We start from the raw sequence: 19,888 nt of genomic DNA, 5'->3' as shown, positions 1-19,888 counted from the left end.
CGCGAATGCGGAGAGAATAATGAGGCCGTCACCGCCGGGGCGCCCGCGCTGATGCGCGTGGCGGCGGCGTGACGGCGGCGTGACGGCCTCATCGGGGCCAGACGGTGTAGGTCCGGCCCCCCTCCCGGGCCGGGGCCCGGGACTCAGATATAGATGGCCGGGTCGATATAGAACTGCGCCTCGCGCAGCTCCTCCTTGGTCGACCTGGCGGGCTTGGCGACGCCCGGGATGCCCACGACGATCGAGTCGGCGGGGGCGTCCTTGACCACCACGGCGTTGGCTCCGACCGACGAGTCCGCGCCGATCTCGACCGGCCCCAGGATCTTGGCCCCGGCGCCGACGGTCACGCGGTCCCCCAGCGTGGGATGCCGCTTGACCTGCTTGAGCGAGACGCCTCCGAGGGTGACCCCGTGGTAGATCATGCAGTCGTCGCCGATCTCCGCGGTCTCACCGATCACGACGCCCATGCCGTGGTCGATGAAGAACCGCCGGCCGATCACCGCGCCGGGATGGATCTCGATCCCGGTGAGGAAGCGGGCGAACTGCGACAGGACACGCGCGGCGGTGCGGCCGGCCCCGCCGGAGTGCCACATGCGGTGGGACAGGCGGTGGATCCAGATGGCGTGCAGGCCGGAGTAGACGACGGCGTTCTCGACGTCACCCCGGGCTGCCGGGTCGTGTGCACGCGCCGCGGTGAGGTCCTCACGCAGAGTGCGCAAGAGCCCCACCGGGCGATCGGAGGAACCTGACATCAGTCGCGGTAGTCCTCGAAGAGCATCGTCGAGACATAGCGCTCGCCGTAGTCACACACGATCACGACGATGGTCTTGCCCGCGTTCTCGGGGCGCTTGGCCACCTCGAGCGCGGCCCACACGTTGGCACCCGACGAAATGCCGGCAAGGATGCCCTCCTCCTTGCCGAGGCGCCTGGCAACCTCCAACGAGTCCTCGAGAGTGGCGTCGATGACCTCGTCGTATACCTCGCGGTCGAGGATCTCCGGCACGAAGTTGGCGCCCAGTCCCTGGATCTTGTGTGGGCCGGCCTTGCCCTCGGTGAGCAGCGGAGAGTCCTTGGGCTCCACGGCGACGATCTGGATGTCCGACTTCTGAGACTTCAGGTAGTTGCCGGCGCCCGAGATGGTGCCGCCGGTGCCGATACCCGCGACGAACAGGTCGATCTCACCGGCGGTGTCCTCCCAGATCTCCGGGCCCGTGGTGCGACGGTGCACGTCGACGTTGGCCGGGTTGGCGAACTGGCGGGCGAGGACGGCGTTCTCGCGGCTGTCGGCGACTTCTTGGGCCTTGGCGACGGCGCCCTTCATGCCTTCGGAACCCGGGGTGAGGATGAGCTCGGCACCGTACGCGCGCATGATGGCGCGGCGCTCGACGGACATGGTGTCCGGCATGACGATGACGGCCTTGTAGCCGCGGGCGGCCGCGACCATGGACAGGGCGATACCGGTGTTGCCGGAGGTGCCCTCGACGATCGTGCCGCCGGGCTTGAGGCCGCCGGAGGCGACCGCGTCGTCGATGATGGCCGCGCCGATGCGGTCCTTGACGCTGCTGGCGGGGTTCGCGGACTCGAGCTTGGCCAGCACCGTGGCCTGGATGCCCTCGGTCAGGGAGTTGAGACGGACCAGCGGGGTACGGCCGATGGTCTCGGTGATGTCGGAGTAGATCTGCGCCATGATGTGTTCCGTTCTGCAGAGAATGAACCGATCTGTCTATTGCGTAGTCTACGTGATGCGACGACAAGGCACGAGGGTGCGATCGGGAAAACCCGACAGATTGCCACAGGTGCGGTGTCCGGTCGATAATCGACTGCGCTCCATTTCGACGTCGTCCGAAAGGCCGCAACCGGCATGCGCGAGATCACCGTCCCCACCCAGCGAACCTTCACCGGTTCCGACCTTATCCCGGTGGTGGCGCGCGGACGCGCCGCCACGGACCCACGGGCCGTCCCGTTCGAGTATCACGACGGCGACCAGTGGCGATCCGTTTCCAACGCGGAGCTCGTCGCCCGTGTGGACCGCATCGCGGCCGGACTCGTCGCCTCCGGTGTCGAACCCGGTGACCGGGTCGCGCTCATGGCCGGGACCCGCCTCGAATGGGTGCTCGTCGACCTGGCTGTCTGGACCGCCGGCGCCATCACCGTGCCGATCTACCCCTCGTCCTCGGCCGGGCAGCTCGAGTGGATCCTCACCGATTCCGAGGCGAAGGTGCTCGTGGCCGAAACCGACGCCCACGTCGTCGTCGTCGGCGATTCCGACGTCCCTGCCACCTGCACCCGTGTCCTCTACCTCGACGACGGCGGGCTCGAGGCCCTCGAGGCCGACGGCGATTCGATCGCACCCGAGACCCTCGAGGCCTCGTTGGCCACCCTCGACCCCGACGCCCCCGCGTCGATCATCTACACCTCCGGCACCACAGGACGGCCCAAGGGCTGCGTGATCACCCACCGCAACCTCCTGTCGGAGTGCCACGCGTTGCTCGACCACCCCATCGGCTCGATGGCGCAGCACGGCAAGAAGACGCTCATGTTCCTGCCACTCGCCCACGTGCTCGCCCGCGCCGTGACCTACACCGTGTTCCTGGGCGAGGCCACCGTCGGGTTCTGGGATGACACCTCGACCATCCTGCCGCGCTTCGCCGACTTCCGGCCGCACATGATTCTCGGTGTCCCGCGCGTATTCGAGAAAGTTCGCGACGGGATCGCCGCCAAGGCCGGTTCGAAGGGCCGACTGCAGGAGGAGATCTTCGGTCGCGCGGAGGCGATCGCCATCGAGGCCAGCGAGCTGCGCGGCGGCGACGGTCTGGGCGACGCCCGCCGACCCTCGCTTGTGCACACCATTCAGTACAAGGCTCTCGACGTGGCGGTCTACAAGGCCGTCCGTGAGGCGCTCGGGGGCCGGTGCGAGTACGCCATCTCCGGAGGCGGCGCCCTGCCGGACCGGATCTCGCACTTCTTCCGCGGACTCGGCGTCCCGATCTACGAGGGCTACGGCCTCACCGAGAGCACCGCCGCCGCCACCGTGAACGGGCCCGGCTGCCAGCGCATCGGCACCGTCGGTCGGCCGGTCGCCGGCACCAGCGTCCGGATCACCGACAGCGGACAGGTGGAACTGGCCGGGCCGCTGATCTTCGACCACTACTGGAACAACCAGAAGGCCACCGAGGAAGCCCTCCGTGACGGCTGGTTCGGCACCGGGGACCTCGGATCGCTCGACGAGGACGGCTACCTGACGATCACCGGCCGCGCCAAGGAGATCATCGTCACCGCGGGCGGGAAGAACGTCGCACCGGGCCCGATCGAGGACGGGATCCGGGCGCACCGCCTGGTCGGTCACGCCGTCGTGATCGGTGAGGCCCGTAAGTTCGTGTCCGCACTGATCACGGTTGACGAGGACGAGCTCGAGGCCTGGGCCGCGGAGAACGGACACGTCGGCAAGCCGGCCGAGGACCTGGTGGCCGACCCTGCACTGCAGGCCGAGATCCAGTTCGCCGTGGACGACGCCAACCGGCAGGTCTCGCAGGCCGAGGGCGTCAAGAAGTTCACCGTCCTGCACCGGGACTTCACCGAGGAGTCGGGGGAGCTGACCGCGACCCTGAAGGTCAAGCGGCACGTGGTGGCCGAGCGCTACGCCGAGCAGATCGAGGGCATGTACGCCTGATCGGACCAAAGCGAGAGCGCCCGGGCCCTGGGAAGGGTCCGGGCGCTCCGGCGTTCGGGGGTCCTACGTGGTGTAGAGGTTCTCGATGTCGCCCGCGAACCGCTCGTGCACGACGTTGCGCTTGAGCTTCAGCGTCGGGGTGAGCTCGCCGCTCTCGACCGAGAACTCGGCAGCGAGGATCTTGAACTTGCGGATGGACTCGGCGCGGGAGACGGACTTGTTGGCCCTGTCCACGGCGTCCTGCACGGCGCCCACGAGGTCGCCGTCCTGGATCAGATCGGACACCGAGCCGGTCTTGCCGTGCTTCTCGGCCCAGCCCGGGAAGGTCTCCGGGTCGATGGTGACGAGGGCCGCGATGTAGCTGCGGTTGTCGCCCACGACGACGGCCTGGCTGATCAGCGGATCGGAGGAGAGCAGATCCTCGAGTTGCGACGGCGAGACGTTCTTGCCGCCGGCGGTGACGATCAGGTCCTTCTTCCGACCGGTGATGGACAGGTAGCCGTCCGGGTCGAGCTCGCCGATGTCGCCGGTGTGGTACCAGTCTCCGGTCCACGCGTCCTCGTTGGCCTGCGGGTTCTGCCAGTAGCCCTTGAACAGGGTCTTGGCCTTGGCCAGGACTTCGCCGTCCTCGGCGATCTGGATGGTCACGCCCGGGATCGGCTTGCCGACGGTGCCGATCTTGGCCGCGTTGATCGGGTTGACGGTGAGCACGCCCGAGGACTCGGTGAGGCCGTAGCCCTCGAGAAGGTCGAAGCCCGCACCGCGGTAGAAGTGGCCGAGGCGGGCGCCCAGGGGACCGCCGCCGGAGATGATGCGGTTGCACTCGCCGCCGAGGGCCTCGTGCAGCTTCGAGTACACGAGCTTGGCGAACAGCTTCTGCTTGAGCGCCAGGCCGGTCGACGGCTTGCCGCCGTTCTCGAGGGCCATGGAGTAGTCGATCGCGGTCTGGACAGCAGCCTTGAAGATCTTGGCCTTGGCGCCGCCCGCGGTCTCGGCCTTGGCGGCGGCGGAGTTGTAGACCTTCTCGAGCACGCGCGGGACCGAGACCAGAAACGTCGGGTGGATCTCGGCCAGGCGCTCGACGACCTTGGTCGTGTCGGGCTCGTGGGCCACGGCGACGCGCTTGTAGAAGCAGGCCACCTCGAGGATGCGGGCCAGCACGTGGGCGAGCGGGAGGAAGATCAGGGTGCGGCTGTTGGGGACGAACGCGTCCTGCAGGCGCTCCTCGACGGAGACGACGACGCCACCGAACCCGCCGTGCACGATCTCGCAGCCCTTGGGGTTGCCGGTGGTGCCGGAGGTGTAGATGATCGCGCAGGTGTCCTCGTGGCCCGTGGACAACGAGGCCGTTTCGAGCTCCTCGTCCGAGACGCCGGCCCCGGCCTCGCTGAGCTGGGCGATCAGGTCGTTCTCGATGACGAGGATGTCGCCCTTCCAGTCAGTCTCCGCGGTGAGCACCTCGCGAAGTTCGAGGTCCTCGACCACGGCGAGCGAGACGCCGGCGTCGGTGAGGATCCAGTTGCACTGGGCGGACGAGGAGGTCTCGTAGATCGGGACGGTGACGGCACCGACGGCCCACGCGGCCCAGGCGATGAGCGACCACTCGTAGCGGGTGTGGCTCATGATGGCGAGGCGATCACCGGTCTTGACGCCCTTGGCGATGAGGCCCTTGGCGACGCCCTTGACCTCCTCCAGGTACTGGGCGCAGGTGACCTCCTTCCAGTCACTGCCGACCAGCCGCAGCACGGCGACGTCGTTCGGTGCCTCCGCGGCGTTCGTGAACACGATTCGGCCGAGGTTCTGATCGGGGAAGGGCTTGGCGGGGGGCGGGCTGGCGAACTCGGTCGTCATCGCGATCCTTTAGGTCTTTGTGGCCTGTGTCACTGGCAAGTGTAGAGGTCCGCTCACGATCTGTGTCGAGCACGGTCTATCGGAAACCTTTTATGAGGCGCGCATCATGTTGTTGTGACGACGGTTACACTGGCGACATGTCCGCAGGTGCACGGCCCGCGGCCGCCACGATGGTGGCCCGGTCATGGGAGCGAAGCAGGCGACTGGGGATCGATCCGGAGCGCTCGGACCCGGTGGTCGACCTCCAGGGCGCCGCGCTGTCCGCGCATCGGGACGGCAACCGGATGTCGGCGGTGCTCCCGATCGTCGAGAAGGTCCTGGTCTCGGGGGTCGTGGACAGCGGCCATCTCGTGGCCGTGGCGGACGCCGACGGGCGCCTGCTGTGGCTGTACGGCAATCGGGGCGTCCGGACGAGAGCCGAACGCATGGCCTTCGTGCCCGGGGCCCTGTGGAGCGACGAGGTCGTGGGTGCGAACGCGCCCGGCCTGGCGCTTCGTCACGATGTCCCGGTGCGGGTCCGGGGTGAGGAGCACTACCTGGCACCCGCCCATTCGTGGAGTTGTTCGGCGGCGCCGGTGCACGACCCGATCACCGGCCGGGTGATCGGCGGCATCGATGTCACGGGCCGGGATTCCGCGGCGTCGGACGAGATGTTGGCCCTCGTCAGGGCGACCGTGCTGCTCGTCGAGTCGGAGCTGCGGGCCGCGATGTCGGGATCGTCGACGTGGACTGGGCGTACGTCCGGATCGTCGCGTCGCCTGTCCGTGCTGGGCACCCACCGGCCCGCGCTGGAGGGCCACGGGCCCGTCACCGGCCGCCACGCCGAGATCCTGCTGCTGCTGGCCGCATACCCCGAGGGATTGTCCGGTGGGGCGCTCGCGGAACTGCTCGCGGAGGGCAGGTTGGACGAGGTGAGTGTCCGCGCGGAACTGTCCCGGCTGCGTCGCGTGCTGGGTCCGGCGTCGATCGACTCGCGGCCGTACCGGCTCGACCCGGGGCTGCTCGGAACCGATGCCCATGAGGTCGAGGACCTGCTGGGGCGCGACGTCTCGGCCGCGGTGGCCGCCTACCGCGGACCCCTGCTCCCGGCCTCGGATGCGCCCGGGGTGGTGGAGCTGCGCGAGGGGCTGCACGCCCGGGTGCGGGCGGCGGTGCTCGCGGCCGGGTCGACGGAGGATCTGAGGGACTGGGTGGCCGGGCCGGGTCGCGACGATCCGGAGGCGTGGCGGGCCCTCTCCGTCGCGCCGGGGACGCCCCCGGCGAGCAGGTCGGCGGCGGCGTCGATGACCCGCGTTCTGGACGGGCGTCTGGGAGCGTGATGCGCGGGCGGCCCACGGGGCCTTGCTCGGCGCGATCCGGCGCCGGACCCGTCCGACCGGGCAGGTGCGACGGCGCCGCTCGGACGGTTGGGGCGCTCTGACCAGACGGGAGTCGTCGTAGGCCCGTTCCCGCACCTCGTTCGGCTGCGCATAGTGAGCCATGTCACACACACTGCCGCCGTCGCTCGACGGGGGCCCGCCGAGCAGGAGGCGCACATGGCGATCGAACTGAATCAGATCTGGGACATGCCGATCAAGGAGTTCCACCCCCTCCCCAAAGCACTGCTGGGCGTCGGGGCGCATGACATCCTCGGCGTGGAGGCCAAGAAGCTGGGCATGACCCGCGTGCTCATCATGACCACGGGCCTTCGCGGCTCGGGGATCATCGAGGAGCTCAAGGGAAAGATCGAGTACCAGGGCCTCGACGTGGTGGTCTTCGACAAGGTGGAGTCCAACCCGAAGGACTACAACGTCATGGACGCCGCCGCGCTGTACAACTCGGAGAAGTGCGACGGCATCATCTCGGTCGGTGGCGGCTCCAGCCACGACGCCGCCAAGGGCGCTCGAGTGGTGATCGCACACGACGGTCGCAACATCAACGAGTTCCAGGGCTTCTCGAAGTCGACCAACTTCGAGAACCCACCGCATATCGCGGTGTCCACCACGGCCGGCACCGGGGCCGAGACCTCGTGGGCGTACGTGATCACGGACACCTCGGACATGGACAACCCGCACAAGTGGGTCGCGTTCGATGACGCGAGCCTCGTCTCACTGGCCATGGACGACCCGCTCCTCTACTACTCCTGCCCCCAGCACTTCACCGCCTACTGCGGGTTCGACGTCCTCGCGCACTGCTCGGAGCCGTACGTGTCCCGGCTCGACTTCGCCCCGTCGCTGGGCAACGCGCTCTACGCGACCAAGCTCGTCGCGGACAACCTCGCGACGGCGGTTTACGATCCCCGTAACCTCGAGGCGCGGACCGGGATGATGAACGCCCAGTACATCGCGACGCAGGCGTTCAACTCGGGCGGGCTGGGGATGGTCCATTCTCTGTCCCACGCGATCAGCGCGTTCTACGACACGCACCACGGACTGAACAACGCGATCGCCCTGCCGCGGGTATGGGAGTACAACCTGCCGGCGCGCTACAAGCGCTACGCCGAGCTCGCGCCGCAGATGGGCGTGGACACGCGGAACATGAGCACCGTCCAGGCCGCCGACGCGGCGGTCGAGGCCGCGATCCGGCTCGCCAAGGACGTCGGCATCCCCGACAACTTCAGCCAGATCACCCCGGGTCTGTACGCGAAGAACCAGATGGGCACCGGCAAGTACGAGAACAAGGGCACGGTGATCGACACCTCGGCCGAGAGCGTCCGCAGGATCGCCGAGCACATGATGGAAGACGCGTGCACGCCCGGCAACCCGCGCGAGTCCACGGTCGAGTCGCTGATCCCGATGGTCGAGCACGCGATGACCGGCTCGTACTGACGCGGCCGGTACTCACGCGACCGGCACGGACGCACGAACCTCCCGGGGCGGGCGAGCGCAGACCCCCGCCCGCCCCGGTGAGCCCACACCCCACCAAGGCCGCACGGCCACCTGAAAGGACCCGTCAATGGACGTCACAAAGGTTCCCGAGGTCGACGAGGCGGGCCCCTCGGAGACCGTGATCGAGGTCGAGGCGCTGGAGGCGGCCCTCCGCGAGACCGGGTACATCATCGATCGCGAACTCGCGACGGTCGTGCACCTGGCGACCGTACTGGACCGGCCGCTGCTGCTGGAGGGTCCTGCCGGCGTGGGCAAGACCGAACTGGCCAAGTCACTGGCCGCCGCGTTCGGTCGCAGACTGGTCCGATTGCAGTGCTACGAGGGGCTCGACGACTCCCGCGCCCTGTACGAGTGGGACTACGCCAAGCAGCTGCTCCACGTCCAGATGCTGCGGGACCGGATCACCGGTGAGCTCGAGGGGTACGAGGACCTCGCGGCCGCGTCCGCCGCACTGGCGGGCATGGACGTGGGGATCCACGGCGAGGACTTCCTGGTCTCCCGGCCGCTGTTGGAGGCGATCACCTCCGAGGACCCGGTGGTCCTGCTCATCGACGAGATCGACCGGACCGAGGAGTCGCTCGAGGCGATGCTCCTCGAGGTGCTGGCGGAGAAGCAGGTGACGATCCCCGAACTCGGCACCTTCCGCGCGCGGACCATGCCCTGGGTGATCCTCACCTCGAACGACACACGCGAGCTCTCCGGCGCTCTGAAGCGTCGCTGCCTCCACTTCCACGTGGACTTCCCGGACACCGCGCGCGAGACGGAGATCGTCCGGTCCAGGGCCCCGGAGGTCCCCGCGTCCGTGGCGGCCGCGGTCGTGGAGAAGGCACGCCGACTGCGCGGCCTGCCGCTGCGCAAGGCGCCGTCGATCTCCGAGGTGGTGGACGCGGCCCGGGTGGCGTCGATACTCGGTGAGGACCGTCCGGAGCTGGGCGGTGCCCTCGTCGCGGCACTGCTGAAGTACCGATCCGACGCCGACCTCGCGCGTGAGGACCTCGGTGTCGGGGATGACCGCCCGGCAGAGCACCGACGCGACATGCGGGCCGCCGCCGACACGACCGGGGCGTCGACCTCCGCCGTGTTCGGCGCCGGGCGCGCCCACAGTGCGTCCGGCCGGTCAGCCGGGCCCCGGTGATGTCCACCCCGGTCTCGCCCTCCTACGTCCTCGACATCGTCGCGGTGACGTTCGGTCGACTCCTGCGGGAGCGCCGGGTGGAGATCTCGCCCGCCGAGGTGCTGGAGGTGCGGGCGGTCCTCGACGTGGTCGGGACCACCGACCGCGGCGTCCTGCGGTCGGCGCTGCGGTCCGTGGCGGTCAAGTACCAGCGGGAGAACCCGGGCTTCGACCGGGCGTTCGACCACTTCTTCGCCGGGGTCGACGCGGCCCGGACCGACGACGACGGCGAAGGACCCGGCGCCGCCGGACAGGTGGGGCGGCTGCCCGACGAGCTCGAACTGTCCGCGGACGACCCCTCGTCGTTCGCCCCCTCGGATCTGGACCCCGCGGAGATCGGCGACCTGGTCGAGGGGGAGGAGACGGCGAGGCGGGACGAGAGCATGCACTACGACGACTCGGATTTCTCCACCGCGACGGGCCAGGAGGAGTTCGCCGTCCAGGAGGGTGCCGACCGCTGGGAGTCCTCGGTCACGTACGAGATCGAGGTCGACCGTGCCTCGTCCGATCGGGCCGGCGAGATGGGGTCCTCGGCGATCTCGGTGTCGGGCGACGGAGCGCTGGAGTGGTCGGACGCGCTCGACATCCTCCGAACTCTCGACGGCTACGACGCGCGCCGGGTGTACTCGGAGCACGGTGCGGACGCCGGGGAGCTGACCACCGAACAGATGGGCATGTTCGTCGACGCGGTCGTCGCGTTCCTGGAGAGCGTCTCGGACGCCTCCGGCGACGGGCGCCCGGACGATCCGGAGGCCTCGCGCGCGCAGGACCGGGCGGGCCTCGGCGATCTGGAGCGGGCGAGTCACGAGGTGATGCGTCGGATCCGCGGTGCCCCCCGGCGGCGGTCGCGGGCGTTCGCCCACGGGGGGTTGGACTCCCGTGCGACGTTGCGCAGGGCGTGGGCGACGGACGGCGAGGCGTTCACGATCATGAACCGGTCACGGGTGCCCGGGCCGCTGAAGCTGGTCATCCTCGTCGACGTGTCGCTGTCCGTCCGACCCGTCACCGGCTTCGTGCTGCGTCTGGCGCAGAGTCTGCACCGGAAGGTGAACCGGTGCTCGGTCGTCGCCTTTGTCGACCGGCCCGTGGACGTCACCGATCGACTGCTGTCCTCGTCCGGCGACGACGCGCTGACCACCGTGCTGGCCGCGCCGGGGCTGGATCTCGAGGCGAGCAGCGACTACGGGCGGATGTTCACCGAGCTGCTCGATCGCCACGGCCATCTGGTGGACAAGCGAACCTCGGTGCTGGTCGTGGGGGACGGTCGCAGCAACGGACTCGACCCACGGACGGACCAGATGGCCGTTATCAGCCGGCGATCACATCGAGTCGCCTGGATAACCCCGGAGGCCAGGCGGTACTGGAACCAAGCCACCTGTGGCCTCGGATCATACGAACAGCACCTCGACGGGATCGTGACAGCCCGGGATCCCGCGGAACTGTCCGAACGGGCAGGTCTGTTGGGAAGTGCGCTCGGCTGAGTACCCGCCGGGCCTATCGTTGGCCCATGACCTCGGAGGCCCGCGTGGCGAAGTTCCACACGCCGGAGATCCTCTTCGGCTTCGGAGCTCTGCCCGAGGCGGCGACGGTCGCACTGGGACTGGGGGCACGTCGTCCACTTGTGGTGACCGATCCGGGACTGCAACGCACGCCGTGGCCTGACGTGGTGCTCGACGGGCTGCGGAGCCAAGGGGCGCGTCCGGTGGTGTGGTCGGACGTGTGCCCCAACCCCCGGGCGACGCAGGTGCTCAGCGGTGCCGAGACGTACCGCACCGCTGGGTGCGACGTGATCGTGGCGGTGGGCGGCGGCTCCGTCATCGACGCCGCCAAGGGGGTGGCGCTGGTCGTCTCCAACGGCGGGCACGTCCTCGAGTACGAGGGCGTCGACCGGGTCCGTCTGCCGCTGCCGCCGATAGTTGCCGTCTCGACGACCGCGGGCAGCGGCGCCGACGTCTCCCAGTTCTGCGTCATCAACGACGCGGACCGGGGGACCAAGGTGACCATCGCGAGCCGGTCCCTGGTCCCGGATGTCGCGGTCATCGACCCGGCCACCCACGCGACCGTTCCCGCCGACGCCAATGCGGCGGCCGCGATAGACGTGCTCTCGCACGGGGTGGAGGCTTATTTTTCGCGTGCCGCGGGCCCGCTGACCGATTCGCATGCCCTCCGTTCCGTCGCGTTGTGCGTGCACGCCCTCGACCGTCTGGCAGGAGGGGACGCACACAGTCGTGAGCAGCTGGAACAGATGGCGCTGGCCTCGCTCGAGGCTGGGATGGCGTTCAGCAACGCAGTGCTGGGCGCGGTCCATGCCATGAGTCACCCCGTTGGGGGACGGTACGACTCCACCCACGGACGGATCAACGGTGTGCTGCTGCCCCACGTGGTCCGGCACAACGGTGAGACGCTCACCCCGGGACGGGTCGAGGATCTCGTCCGGGCGGTCGGCATTCCCGCCAGCGCGCGGCCCACGATATCGGTGGACAGAATCGCGAACCGATTCCGGGACCTCGCCGACGGCATCGGTCTGCCGGGGGGCCTGGCCGATCTCGGGGTGCGGGCGGACGACATCCCGATCCTCACCGAGCACGCGATAGCTGACCTCTGTATGGCCACCAACCCGAGACCGGCCACCAGCGAGGACATCGACGGTCTCTACAGGGAGGCGTCATGACAGCCCCGGGGCCCGGTGCCGCGCCGAGGGACGAGGGGCCCACCGATCTGGACACCCTGCTGGGCCTGCGGTCGGTCAAGCGCAGCTTCTTCGACCAGTACCGCGAGGCCGAATCACGCCTTCGCAGGTCCATGCACGCGCTCGACCGGGTCTCCGGGGCGCTGGTGCGGACCGCTGAGGGGCCGGAGGCACTGGTGCGTTCGGTCCTGGGGGTCGCCTACGACCAGCTCGACTCGCACTGGGCACTCATGGCGATTCGAGACGGGCAGCTGCCCTCGGTCGAACCCCGTCATCTCATCATGGATCCAGGGGGACGGTTCGTGGCGTTCGAGGGCGGGGAGTTATCTCCGGTGCCGGACGATGTTCCCAGCGACGTCGTCAACGCCCTCAATGCGGTACTGCGCGGGGGCGGTTCGGTGGAGCTCGCGGAGGTCAGCGGGCCGGACGCGGTGACGGTGCCGTTGGTACTCCACGGCGGCGTGATCGGGGGACTGGCGTCCTGGGGTCGAGCGGGCCGGCAGGCCGACGACATCGACTCCGTGGTCCTGAGGATCCTCGCCGCGCAGGCGGCGGTGGCGCTACAGAATTCCGTGCTGTTCCGGGACAAGGAGATGCTGCTCGCCCGGGCCGAGGAGGCATACGAGCAGGCCCGTGGTCACGTCGTGGAGCTTTCCCGCCGCAACTCCGAACTCGAGCTGGCGCAGCGGGAGCTCGACGCCGCGCACCGCCAACGGATCCTCGATGTCGAGCGTTCGAGGATGGCGCGGGAACTGCATGACAGCGTGTCCCAGCTCGTACTGGGGGCGGGCATGCATCTCCAGCTGGGGCTCGACGTCACCCCGCCCGACGAGGCACCCCGTCCGTTCCTCGACCAGGCGGCGCGGTTGACGGCCCAGGCCGTCGAGCAGTTGCGGTCGGTCATCTACGCACTGCGCACCATCGATGACGAGGACGGCCGACTGAGTCGCCTTATCGACGATCTGTGCAGGTTGCATGTGCCGTCGCACGTCGAGGCCGAGGTCGTCGTCGTTGGGGAGGAGGTCCCCACACCTCCCGAGGTCGAGCACGAGATAGTCCGTATCGCGGGGGAGGCCCTGTCCAACGCGGCGAGGCACGCCGATGCGAGCCGGATGATCGTGACCGTGGAGTTCGGGGACGGGACTGTCGGTCTGACGGTGGAAGACGACGGAAAGGGACGCCCTGACGAGATGCGTCGCCTGCTCGAGCGGCCCCGGGTCGAGTCGCTGCACGGACACCACGGACTGGTGAACATGGCGGAGCGGACGGCGATGGTGGGCGGCCGGATCCGGATCACCGCGTCGGCCCTCGGCGGCGTGGCGATCGCGGTTGTCGTGCCCCACGTGCGTACCGAACCGGGGTCGACGGGAGCCGGGTCCCCGAGGCGGGGGGTGACGGGATGAGCACCGGGCCGATCAGTACCGTCCTCGTCGATGATCACGCCGTCTTGCGCGAGGGCGTCAGATTGATGCTCGAACGGGAGGCCGACATCACGGTGGTCGGCGAGGCGGCGACCGCGGATGACGCGCTGGGGGTGCTCCGCCGCACCCGGCCGGACGTCGCGGTGATCGACCTCAAGCTGGGCGCCGGGTCGGAACTCGACGGGCTCCGGCTGTGCGCGGCGGTCCGAGATCTGCTTCCCGACGTCGCGCCGCTGGTCCTCACCACGTTCCTCGACGAGGCGATCGTGGTACGCGCTGTCCGGGCCGGTGCCCGTGGGTACGTGGTGAAGAATGTGGACGTCACCGAGCTGGTCACCGCGATCCGGTCGGTGTCCGGGGGCCAGAGCGCCTTCGACCCCCGGACGGCCGCGATGGTCGTCGACACCCTCCGCGGCGGGGGTTCCACGCCCGAGATCCTGTCGGGTCGCGAGGTCGAGGTGCTCCGGCTCCTGGCCGAGGGTAAATCGAACAAGGAGATCGGAGTCGAGCTGTTCATCTCGGCCACCACGGCGAAGTTCCACATCAGCAACATCCTGCGCAAGCTCAAGGTCTCACGCCGCGCCGAGGCCGTGTATGTCGCGAGCCGGCAGGGTTTGCTCTGACCAAGGGGGCCGATCGCAGGGCGCGGCGGGGGCCAGGTCGATCACGAGCCATCCGCCGTGGTGCTCGTCGGTACGTGTTCGGATCGCGGCGCCACCCCGGTCGAGCGCGCGGACCCGGTCTCCGAGGTGTTCCAGCGCGGCGAGGTCGAAAGTCCGGACATGTCCGTACTGGGCGACGGCGACCTCCTCGAACGGGACGGCGATGACCAGACGCCTCCGGGCGAGCCGGAGCGACTCGCGGATGACATCCCACCCCGAGGTTTCGTCCAGGTGTTCCAGGACGTGGACCAGGTAGACGGTATCCGCCATCCCGGGTGCGAGCGGCGTGCCGCGGGCGTCCAGGCAGACCGTGGCCGGGGGAGCGTCCCCGTCGGGTGCGCAGGTCCGGAGCAGGCGGAGCACGGAGGGGTCCAGATCGCACGATATGGTCCGCACCCCCTCACGGGCCAACCGCAGGGACAGGAATCCAAAGCAGCACCCGATCTCCAGGGCACTGTCCCCGGCCTGCTCGCCGACCGCCCGGTCGTGGACGGGGGAGAACGGGCACGCCCCGCGGGCCAGTGCCGCGATCGAGGAGCGGTAGTAGGCGGACCAGCACTCCTGCCACGACCCGCTCCGGGAGGTGACGAGCGCGGTCACGGCCCGGTGGAACTCCTCGACGGTGCGCAGGACGCCCGTGTGGAGCAGGTCGCGCGCCATCGTGGGGATCACCGCCTCGCTGAGCTCGTCGTTGTCGAAGTCGTGCCCCAGGCACACCCGGTCGGCGTCCGCGTGGACGAGGAACGCGCCGAGTCGCCGGGCGGCGACGCCCGGGCCGCCCCGCGCCACGGAGATCTCCCTGGGGGCCCGGGGCGTCAGCATGGTGTCCATGCCCGCGGACGCTAGGTCGGCGCGGGCCGCACGGCGGGTCGAATCGACTGTGTTCCGGCAGGTCGACCGGGTACGGACCTGGCCGTTCGGACGGTCCGGCACGGCGGTCCGCGGCGTCGGCGTCAGATGCAACGTGCGTGCAACGTCCGGGGGAATAGTGTCGTGGCTCACAGTCGCCGACCGCAGGGGTCGGCGTCCCGAAGAACGCGAGAGGTGTCGACATGCCCGTCTTCTCCCAGCCCGGTTCCGCCGACGCGGTGATGTCCTACGAGAGCCGCTACGACCACTACATCGGCGGCGAGTGGGTCGCGCCGGTCAAGGGCGAGTACTTCGAGAACGTCGCCCCGCAGACCGGGCAGGTCTTCTGCGAGGTCGGCCGCGGTACCGCGGAGGACATCGAGGCCGCGCTGGACGCGGCCTGGGCCGCTGCGCCGGCGTGGGGCGCGAGCTCCGCCACGGAGCGGTCGCTGGTCCTGCTCCGGATCGCCGATCGCATGGAGGAGAACCTCGAGAAGATCGCGCTCGCCGAGTCGTGGGACAACGGCAAGGCGATCCGCGAGTGCCTGGCGGCCGACATCCCGCTGGCGATCGACCACTTCCGCTACTTCGCCGGCGCGATCCGCGCCCAGGAGGGCGGCATCTCCGAGATCAACGGGGACACCGTCGCCTATCACTTCCAGGAGCCGCTCGGCGTGGTCGGCCAGATCATCCCGTGGAACTTCCCGATCCTCATGGCGGTCTGGAAGCTGGCCCCGGCCCTGGCCGCCGGCAACTGCGTGGTGCTCAAGCCGGCGGAGCAGACCCCGGCATCGATCCTGTTCCTGATGTCGGTCATCGGCGACCTGCTGCCGCCGGGCGTGATCAACGTGGTCAACGGCTTCGGCACCGAGGCCGGCAAGCCGCTCGCGTCCAACCCGCGCATCCGCAAGGTGGCCTTCACCGGCGAGACCACCACGGGCCGGCTGATCATGCAGTACGCGTCCGAGAACCTCATCCCGGTGACCCTCGAGCTCGGCGGCAAGAGCCCCAACATCTTCTTCGAGGACGTCATGGACGCCGACGACGACTTCCGTCAGTCCGCGCTCGAGGGCTTCGCGATGTTCGGCCTCAACCAGGGCGAGGTGTGTACGTGTCCCTCGCGCGCGCTGGTGCAGAAGTCGATCATCGATGACTTCACCGACCTCGCGATCGAGCGGGTCAGGCAGATCAAGACCGGAAATCCGCTCGACACCGAGACGATGATGGGCGCCCAGGCCTCGACCGACCAGCTCGAGAAGATCCTGTCCTACATCGACATCGGCAAGCAGGAGGGCGCCGACGTGCTCACCGGCGGCGGCCGCGCCGAGCTCGAGGGCGATCTCGCCGGCGGCTTCTACGTGGAGCCGACGGTCTTCCGCGGCCACAACAAGATGCGCCTGTTCCAGGAGGAGATCTTCGGCCCGGTGCTCTCCCTGAGCTCGTTCACCGACTTCGACGACGCCATGATGATCGCCAACGACACCCTCTACGGTCTCGGCGCCGGCGTGTGGTCGCGCAACGGCACCACCGCCTACCGGGCCGGCCGCACCATCCAGGCCGGCCGGGTGTGGACCAACACCTATCACCAGTACCCGGCCCACGCGGCGTTCGGCGGCTACAAGCAGTCCGGCATCGGGCGCGAGAACCACCGGATGATGCTCGACCACTACCAGCAGACCAAGTGCCTGCTCGTGGGCTACTCGGGCAAGCCCCAGGGCTTCTTCTGATCCAGCGCTTCTTCTGAGAGGAGACCGGTCATGGACGACGTCTGCGGATTGCCCTCGGGAGGGAGCGTGTCGATCGCGGCGCGGGCCCTCCCGCCCGAGGGGGCGCCGGCCGCGCTGCCGGCGCGCGTCGTGGTCACCGAGCCGGCCGCGCAGCTGATCCGCGAGCTGGTCGAGCGCCACGGGCCGGTGATGTTCCACCAGTCCGGCGGGTGCTGCGACGGTTCGGCGCCCATGTGCTACCCGGACGGGGAGTTCCGCGTGGGGCAGCGGGATGTCCTCGTGGGGGAGGTGGACCTGGCGCAGGGCGCCCGGGACGTACCGGCGGACGACGACGACGAGGCGCGCCTGAACTCGTCGTCGTCGTCGACCCGGGTGCGCGTCTGGATCTCGGGCCCACAGTTCGACACCTGGAAGCACACGCAACTGGTGTTGGATGCGGTCCCGGGCAGGGGCTCGGGGTTCAGTCTCGAGAACCCGACCGGCAAGCGGTTCCTGTCGCGGGCGCGCACGTTCGATGAGCGGGAGCTGGCACTGCTGGAGGAGTTCCCGCCGAAGCTGGGCGGCGAGCTGGAGGACTGAGAGCGCCGTGCCGCGGCCGCCGGGAGCGCACCGGCCCGGGCCGATTCGCCCAGGCCGGTCGGCTTCCGGCGGTAGAGTCCATTCATGGATACCGACCGAGTGAACGCTGCCGACCCGCTCGACGTCGATGTCGAGTTCCTCACCGCCGACCTGCGCTCCGACCTGCTGCGACGCTGGAACGACCCGCAGCGGCGCTACCACAACGAGACGCACCTGCGTGCTGTGCTCCGGGCGATCGACGCCCTCGAGGCGGACGGTGAATCCTTCGACGGGACCGCGGTCCGCCTGGCCGCGTGGTGCCACACAGCGGAGTTCGATCCCACGGAGTCGGAGAACAACGAGAAGTCGGCGGTGTGGGTCGAGCGGAAGCTTGATCCGGCCGCGCCCGTCGAGGAGGTCGCGCGGCTCGTCCGACTGATGGGCGGGCACCGCGTGGAGGCCGGGGATCCCAACGGCTCGGTCCTGTCGGATGCCGACCTGGTGGTGCTGGGGTCGGACCCGGAGACCTACGACGCCTACACCCACGACGTGCGGCACGAGTACGCGCACGTGCCGGGGGACCGGTTCGTCGCGGGGCGGATCGCCGCGCTGGAGGGCCTGCTCGAACGCAGGTCGGTGTACCTGACCCGGGCGGGACGCGACGCGTGGGAGCGCCAGGCGCACGCCAACCTCAATCGCGAGCTCGGGCTGCTGCGGGCGGGTCTCGGCGAGGACTGATCCCAGCCCGCGCATGGCTGCCGTCGAGAAGAGGGTTTCGTACACTCGCTTCTCGGGAAACGCGTGCGAAAGACTCTTCGCGACGAATGGCTGCCGGATCCCGGCCGCCGGTCAGACCCCGGGCGGCCGGGCTGCGTCGGTGTATTCGGCCACGCCGTTGGCGACCATGATCTCGGTGATGGCCTCCACGTCGGCCTCGCCGGGCAGGCCCCAGCCCGCCTCGTAGCCGTAGATCTCGGCCAGCGAGGTCGAATCGCGGGTGCCGCGGGCCAGTTCCACATCGGTCGGGCCGATCAGTGCCGGGTGCGGGACACCGACCGCGCCGGAGACCTTGATCAGCTCACGGCGCAGGGAACGGATGTAGTTGGCGCAGCGCTCGGCCATCGAGGTGGGATCGACGCCCCGGATGAGCCACGGGTTCTGGGTGGCCACGCCGGTCGGACAGCCGCCGGTGTGACACTGCTGGGCCTGGATGCACCCCACCGAGAGCATCGGCTCCCGGGCCACGTTGATCATGTCGACGCCGAGCGCGAACGCGACCACGGCATTCTCGGGAATGCCGAGCTTGCCCGAGCCCATGAACACCACGTCGTCGGTGAGCCCGGCCTCGGCGAAGATCGAGTAGACGCGGGGGAAGCCGAGCCGGAACGGCAGTGACACGGCGTCGGAGAACACGAGCGGGCCGGCACCGGTCCCGCCCTCGCCGCCGTCGATCGTGATGAAGTCGACGCCACGCTCGCGAGGGATCATCGCATCGGCCAGATCCTCCCAGAACCCTGTGTCGCCCACGGCGGACTTGATGCCCACCGGCAGCCCGGTGCGGTCGGCGATGTCCTCCACCAGATCGAGGAGTGAGTCCACGTCGTGGAAGGCGGTGTGGCGGGACGGGCTGGCGCAGTCCTCGCCCATGGGGATCCCGCGCAGCTGCGAGACTTCCTCGGTGATCTTCGCCGCCGGCAGCAGCCCGCCGAGACCCGGCTTGGCGCCCTGGCTGAGCTTGATCTCGATCGCCCGGATGGGATTCTTCTCGGTGACCGCGACGAGCTTGTCGATGTCGAAGCGCCCGTCGGCGTCCCGGCAGCCGAAGTAGGCGGTGCCGATCTGATAGATGAGGTCGGCGCCGTTCTGGTGGTACGGGCTCAGCCCGCCCTCCCCGGTGTTGTGCAGGGCTCCGGCGAGGGCTGCTCCGCGGTTGAGCGCCTCCACCGCGGGCGCGGAGAGGGCGCCGTAGCTCATGCCGGAGATGGTCACGAAGGAGTCGGGACGGAAGGCGCGGGCGCGGCCGCGGGCCCCGCCGAGGATCTTGGCGGGCGGGGTGGGCAGGAACTCGCCGGAGTGGATATGGGCGGACAGCGAGACGTCGCTGAAGGTCCGCTGCTTGACCAGGGGGTATCCCTCGAGGAACTCGACGTCGTTGTCCGTGCCGAATCCGAACGTGGTGGCCCGGCCCTCGGCGGACTCGTAGACCCAGTCCCGCTGGTTGCGGGTGAACGGGCGCTCCTCGTCGTTGCCCGCGACGATGTACTGCCGCAACTCCGGTCCGATCGAGGTCAGCGCCATGCGGGCGTGGCCCAGGATCGGGAAGGTCCGCAGGATCGGATACCGCGTCTGCCGCAGGTCTGCGGCCGCGACCGCGGCCAGCGCGGCCAGCGGTGCGCCGAGGAGCCACTTGCGCAAGGGAG

Annotated in this window: 16 protein-coding genes; 11 read left to right on the top strand and 5 right to left on the bottom strand. The window is 69.5% G+C overall.

Annotated elements, in window-relative coordinates:
• Positions 1-143 precede the first annotated feature (143 nt).
• Complete coding sequence (gene epsC, locus ACWIFB_RS03870; RefSeq protein WP_452099755.1) at positions 144-752, bottom strand: serine O-acetyltransferase EpsC; 609 nt, start codon at positions 750-752, stop codon at positions 144-146.
• Positions 752-1,687, bottom strand: coding sequence for a cysteine synthase A (gene cysK, locus ACWIFB_RS03865; protein WP_230930894.1), 936 nt, complete (start codon positions 1,685-1,687; stop codon positions 752-754). The genes epsC and cysK overlap by 1 nt, the downstream gene beginning before the upstream one ends.
• Before the next feature lie 174 nt (positions 1,688-1,861).
• On the opposite strand from cysK, the gene ACWIFB_RS03860 reads away from it, so the two are divergent.
• Complete coding sequence (locus ACWIFB_RS03860) at positions 1,862-3,670, top strand: AMP-dependent synthetase/ligase (RefSeq protein ID WP_454057369.1); 1,809 nt, start codon at positions 1,862-1,864, stop codon at positions 3,668-3,670.
• 63 nt (positions 3,671-3,733) lie between these two features.
• Here ACWIFB_RS03860 and ACWIFB_RS03855 read toward each other — a convergent pair whose 3' ends face one another.
• A complete protein-coding gene (locus ACWIFB_RS03855) occupies positions 3,734-5,521 on the bottom strand; it encodes an AMP-dependent synthetase/ligase (RefSeq protein ID WP_452099757.1) in 1,788 nt (595 codons plus the stop codon).
• 137 nt (positions 5,522-5,658) lie between these two features.
• Between ACWIFB_RS03855 and ACWIFB_RS03850 the strand changes: the two genes are divergently transcribed.
• The 7 genes from ACWIFB_RS03850 to ACWIFB_RS03820 all read left to right on the top strand — a co-directional run bounded on the left by ACWIFB_RS03850 (position 5,659) and on the right by ACWIFB_RS03820 (position 14,295).
• A complete protein-coding gene (locus ACWIFB_RS03850) occupies positions 5,659-6,840 on the top strand; it encodes a GAF domain-containing protein (RefSeq protein WP_452099758.1) in 1,182 nt (393 codons plus the stop codon).
• 216 nt (positions 6,841-7,056) lie between these two features.
• Complete coding sequence (mdo, locus tag ACWIFB_RS03845; RefSeq protein ID WP_452099759.1) at positions 7,057-8,328, top strand: NDMA-dependent methanol dehydrogenase; 1,272 nt, start codon at positions 7,057-7,059, stop codon at positions 8,326-8,328.
• Positions 8,329-8,455: 127 nt separating this feature from the next.
• Positions 8,456-9,523: a MadB family AAA-type ATPase gene (locus ACWIFB_RS03840; protein ID WP_454057368.1), complete on the top strand. Its 1,068-nt coding sequence runs from the start codon at positions 8,456-8,458 to the stop codon at positions 9,521-9,523.
• Positions 9,523-11,043, top strand: coding sequence for a VWA domain-containing protein (locus ACWIFB_RS03835; protein ID WP_452099825.1), 1,521 nt, complete (start codon positions 9,523-9,525; stop codon positions 11,041-11,043). The genes ACWIFB_RS03840 and ACWIFB_RS03835 overlap by 1 nt, the downstream gene beginning before the upstream one ends.
• Before the next feature lie 26 nt (positions 11,044-11,069).
• The gene (locus ACWIFB_RS03830) at positions 11,070-12,233 is read left to right on the top strand and encodes an iron-containing alcohol dehydrogenase (protein WP_452099761.1); all 1,164 of its coding nucleotides are present in this window, start codon (positions 11,070-11,072) and stop codon (positions 12,231-12,233) included.
• Positions 12,230-13,654: a sensor histidine kinase gene (locus ACWIFB_RS03825; RefSeq protein ID WP_452099762.1), complete on the top strand. Its 1,425-nt coding sequence runs from the start codon at positions 12,230-12,232 to the stop codon at positions 13,652-13,654. The genes ACWIFB_RS03830 and ACWIFB_RS03825 overlap by 4 nt, the downstream gene beginning before the upstream one ends.
• Entirely contained in the window at positions 13,651-14,295 is a 645-nt protein-coding gene (locus tag ACWIFB_RS03820) for a MadR family response regulator transcription factor (protein ID WP_454057367.1), read from the top strand. The genes ACWIFB_RS03825 and ACWIFB_RS03820 overlap by 4 nt, the downstream gene beginning before the upstream one ends.
• Here the strand turns inward: ACWIFB_RS03820 and mftM are convergent.
• Positions 14,245-15,165, bottom strand: coding sequence for a mycofactocin oligosaccharide methyltransferase MftM (gene mftM, locus ACWIFB_RS03815; RefSeq protein WP_452099764.1), 921 nt, complete (start codon positions 15,163-15,165; stop codon positions 14,245-14,247). The two genes, ACWIFB_RS03820 and mftM, sit on opposite strands and share 51 nt — an antisense overlap.
• Before the next feature lie 221 nt (positions 15,166-15,386).
• Between mftM and exaC the strand changes: the two genes are divergently transcribed.
• The 3 genes from exaC to ACWIFB_RS03800 all read left to right on the top strand — a co-directional run bounded on the left by exaC (position 15,387) and on the right by ACWIFB_RS03800 (position 18,206).
• A complete protein-coding gene (exaC, locus tag ACWIFB_RS03810; protein ID WP_452099765.1) occupies positions 15,387-16,910 on the top strand; it encodes an acetaldehyde dehydrogenase ExaC in 1,524 nt (507 codons plus the stop codon).
• 30 nt (positions 16,911-16,940) lie between these two features.
• Positions 16,941-17,489, top strand: a complete 549-nt coding sequence (locus ACWIFB_RS03805; RefSeq protein ID WP_452099766.1) for a DUF779 domain-containing protein — start codon at positions 16,941-16,943, stop codon at positions 17,487-17,489.
• Between the two features lie 84 nt (positions 17,490-17,573).
• Positions 17,574-18,206 carry an HD domain-containing protein gene (locus tag ACWIFB_RS03800; protein WP_452099767.1) on the top strand — a complete coding sequence of 211 codons (633 nt, stop codon included), beginning with the start codon at positions 17,574-17,576 and terminating at the stop codon, positions 18,204-18,206.
• A 111-nt stretch (positions 18,207-18,317) separates the two neighbouring features.
• Here the strand turns inward: ACWIFB_RS03800 and ACWIFB_RS03795 are convergent, their stop codons facing one another.
• The gene (locus tag ACWIFB_RS03795; RefSeq protein WP_452099768.1) at positions 18,318-19,883 is read right to left on the bottom strand and encodes a glutamate synthase-related protein; all 1,566 of its coding nucleotides are present in this window, start codon (positions 19,881-19,883) and stop codon (positions 18,318-18,320) included.
• Positions 19,884-19,888 lie beyond the last annotated feature (5 nt).

Source organism: Dietzia sp. NPDC055340 (assembly GCF_053645335.1).
Note: the sequence above shows the minus strand (reverse complement) of the source record. Positions and strands in the feature narration are given on the sequence as shown.

Bases quoted from the DNA above. Each gene is read 5' to 3' on its own strand.
- ACWIFB_RS03840 (WP_454057368.1), top strand. From the start codon at position 8,456: ATGGACGTCACAAAGGTTCCCGAGGTCGACGAGGCGGGCCCCTCGGAG.
- exaC (WP_452099765.1), top strand. From the start codon at position 15,387: ATGCCCGTCTTCTCCCAGCCCGGTTCCGCCGACGCGGTGATGTCCTAC.
- ACWIFB_RS03830 (WP_452099761.1), top strand. From the start codon at position 11,070: ATGACCTCGGAGGCCCGCGTGGCGAAGTTCCACACGCCGGAGATCCTC.
- epsC (WP_452099755.1), bottom strand. From the start codon at position 752: ATGTCAGGTTCCTCCGATCGCCCGGTGGGGCTCTTGCGCACTCTGCGT.
- ACWIFB_RS03825 (WP_452099762.1), top strand. From the start codon at position 12,230: ATGACAGCCCCGGGGCCCGGTGCCGCGCCGAGGGACGAGGGGCCCACC.
- ACWIFB_RS03855 (WP_452099757.1), bottom strand. From the start codon at position 5,521: ATGACGACCGAGTTCGCCAGCCCGCCCCCCGCCAAGCCCTTCCCCGAT.
- ACWIFB_RS03820 (WP_454057367.1), top strand. From the start codon at position 13,651: ATGAGCACCGGGCCGATCAGTACCGTCCTCGTCGATGATCACGCCGTC.
- mdo (WP_452099759.1), top strand. From the start codon at position 7,057: ATGGCGATCGAACTGAATCAGATCTGGGACATGCCGATCAAGGAGTTC.
- ACWIFB_RS03800 (WP_452099767.1), top strand. From the start codon at position 17,574: ATGGATACCGACCGAGTGAACGCTGCCGACCCGCTCGACGTCGATGTC.
- ACWIFB_RS03805 (WP_452099766.1), top strand. From the start codon at position 16,941: ATGGACGACGTCTGCGGATTGCCCTCGGGAGGGAGCGTGTCGATCGCG.
- mftM (WP_452099764.1), bottom strand. From the start codon at position 15,165: ATGGACACCATGCTGACGCCCCGGGCCCCCAGGGAGATCTCCGTGGCG.
- cysK (WP_230930894.1), bottom strand. From the start codon at position 1,687: ATGGCGCAGATCTACTCCGACATCACCGAGACCATCGGCCGTACCCCG.
- ACWIFB_RS03835 (WP_452099825.1), top strand. From the start codon at position 9,523: ATGTCCACCCCGGTCTCGCCCTCCTACGTCCTCGACATCGTCGCGGTG.
- ACWIFB_RS03860 (WP_454057369.1), top strand. From the start codon at position 1,862: ATGCGCGAGATCACCGTCCCCACCCAGCGAACCTTCACCGGTTCCGAC.
- ACWIFB_RS03850 (WP_452099758.1), top strand. From the start codon at position 5,659: ATGTCCGCAGGTGCACGGCCCGCGGCCGCCACGATGGTGGCCCGGTCA.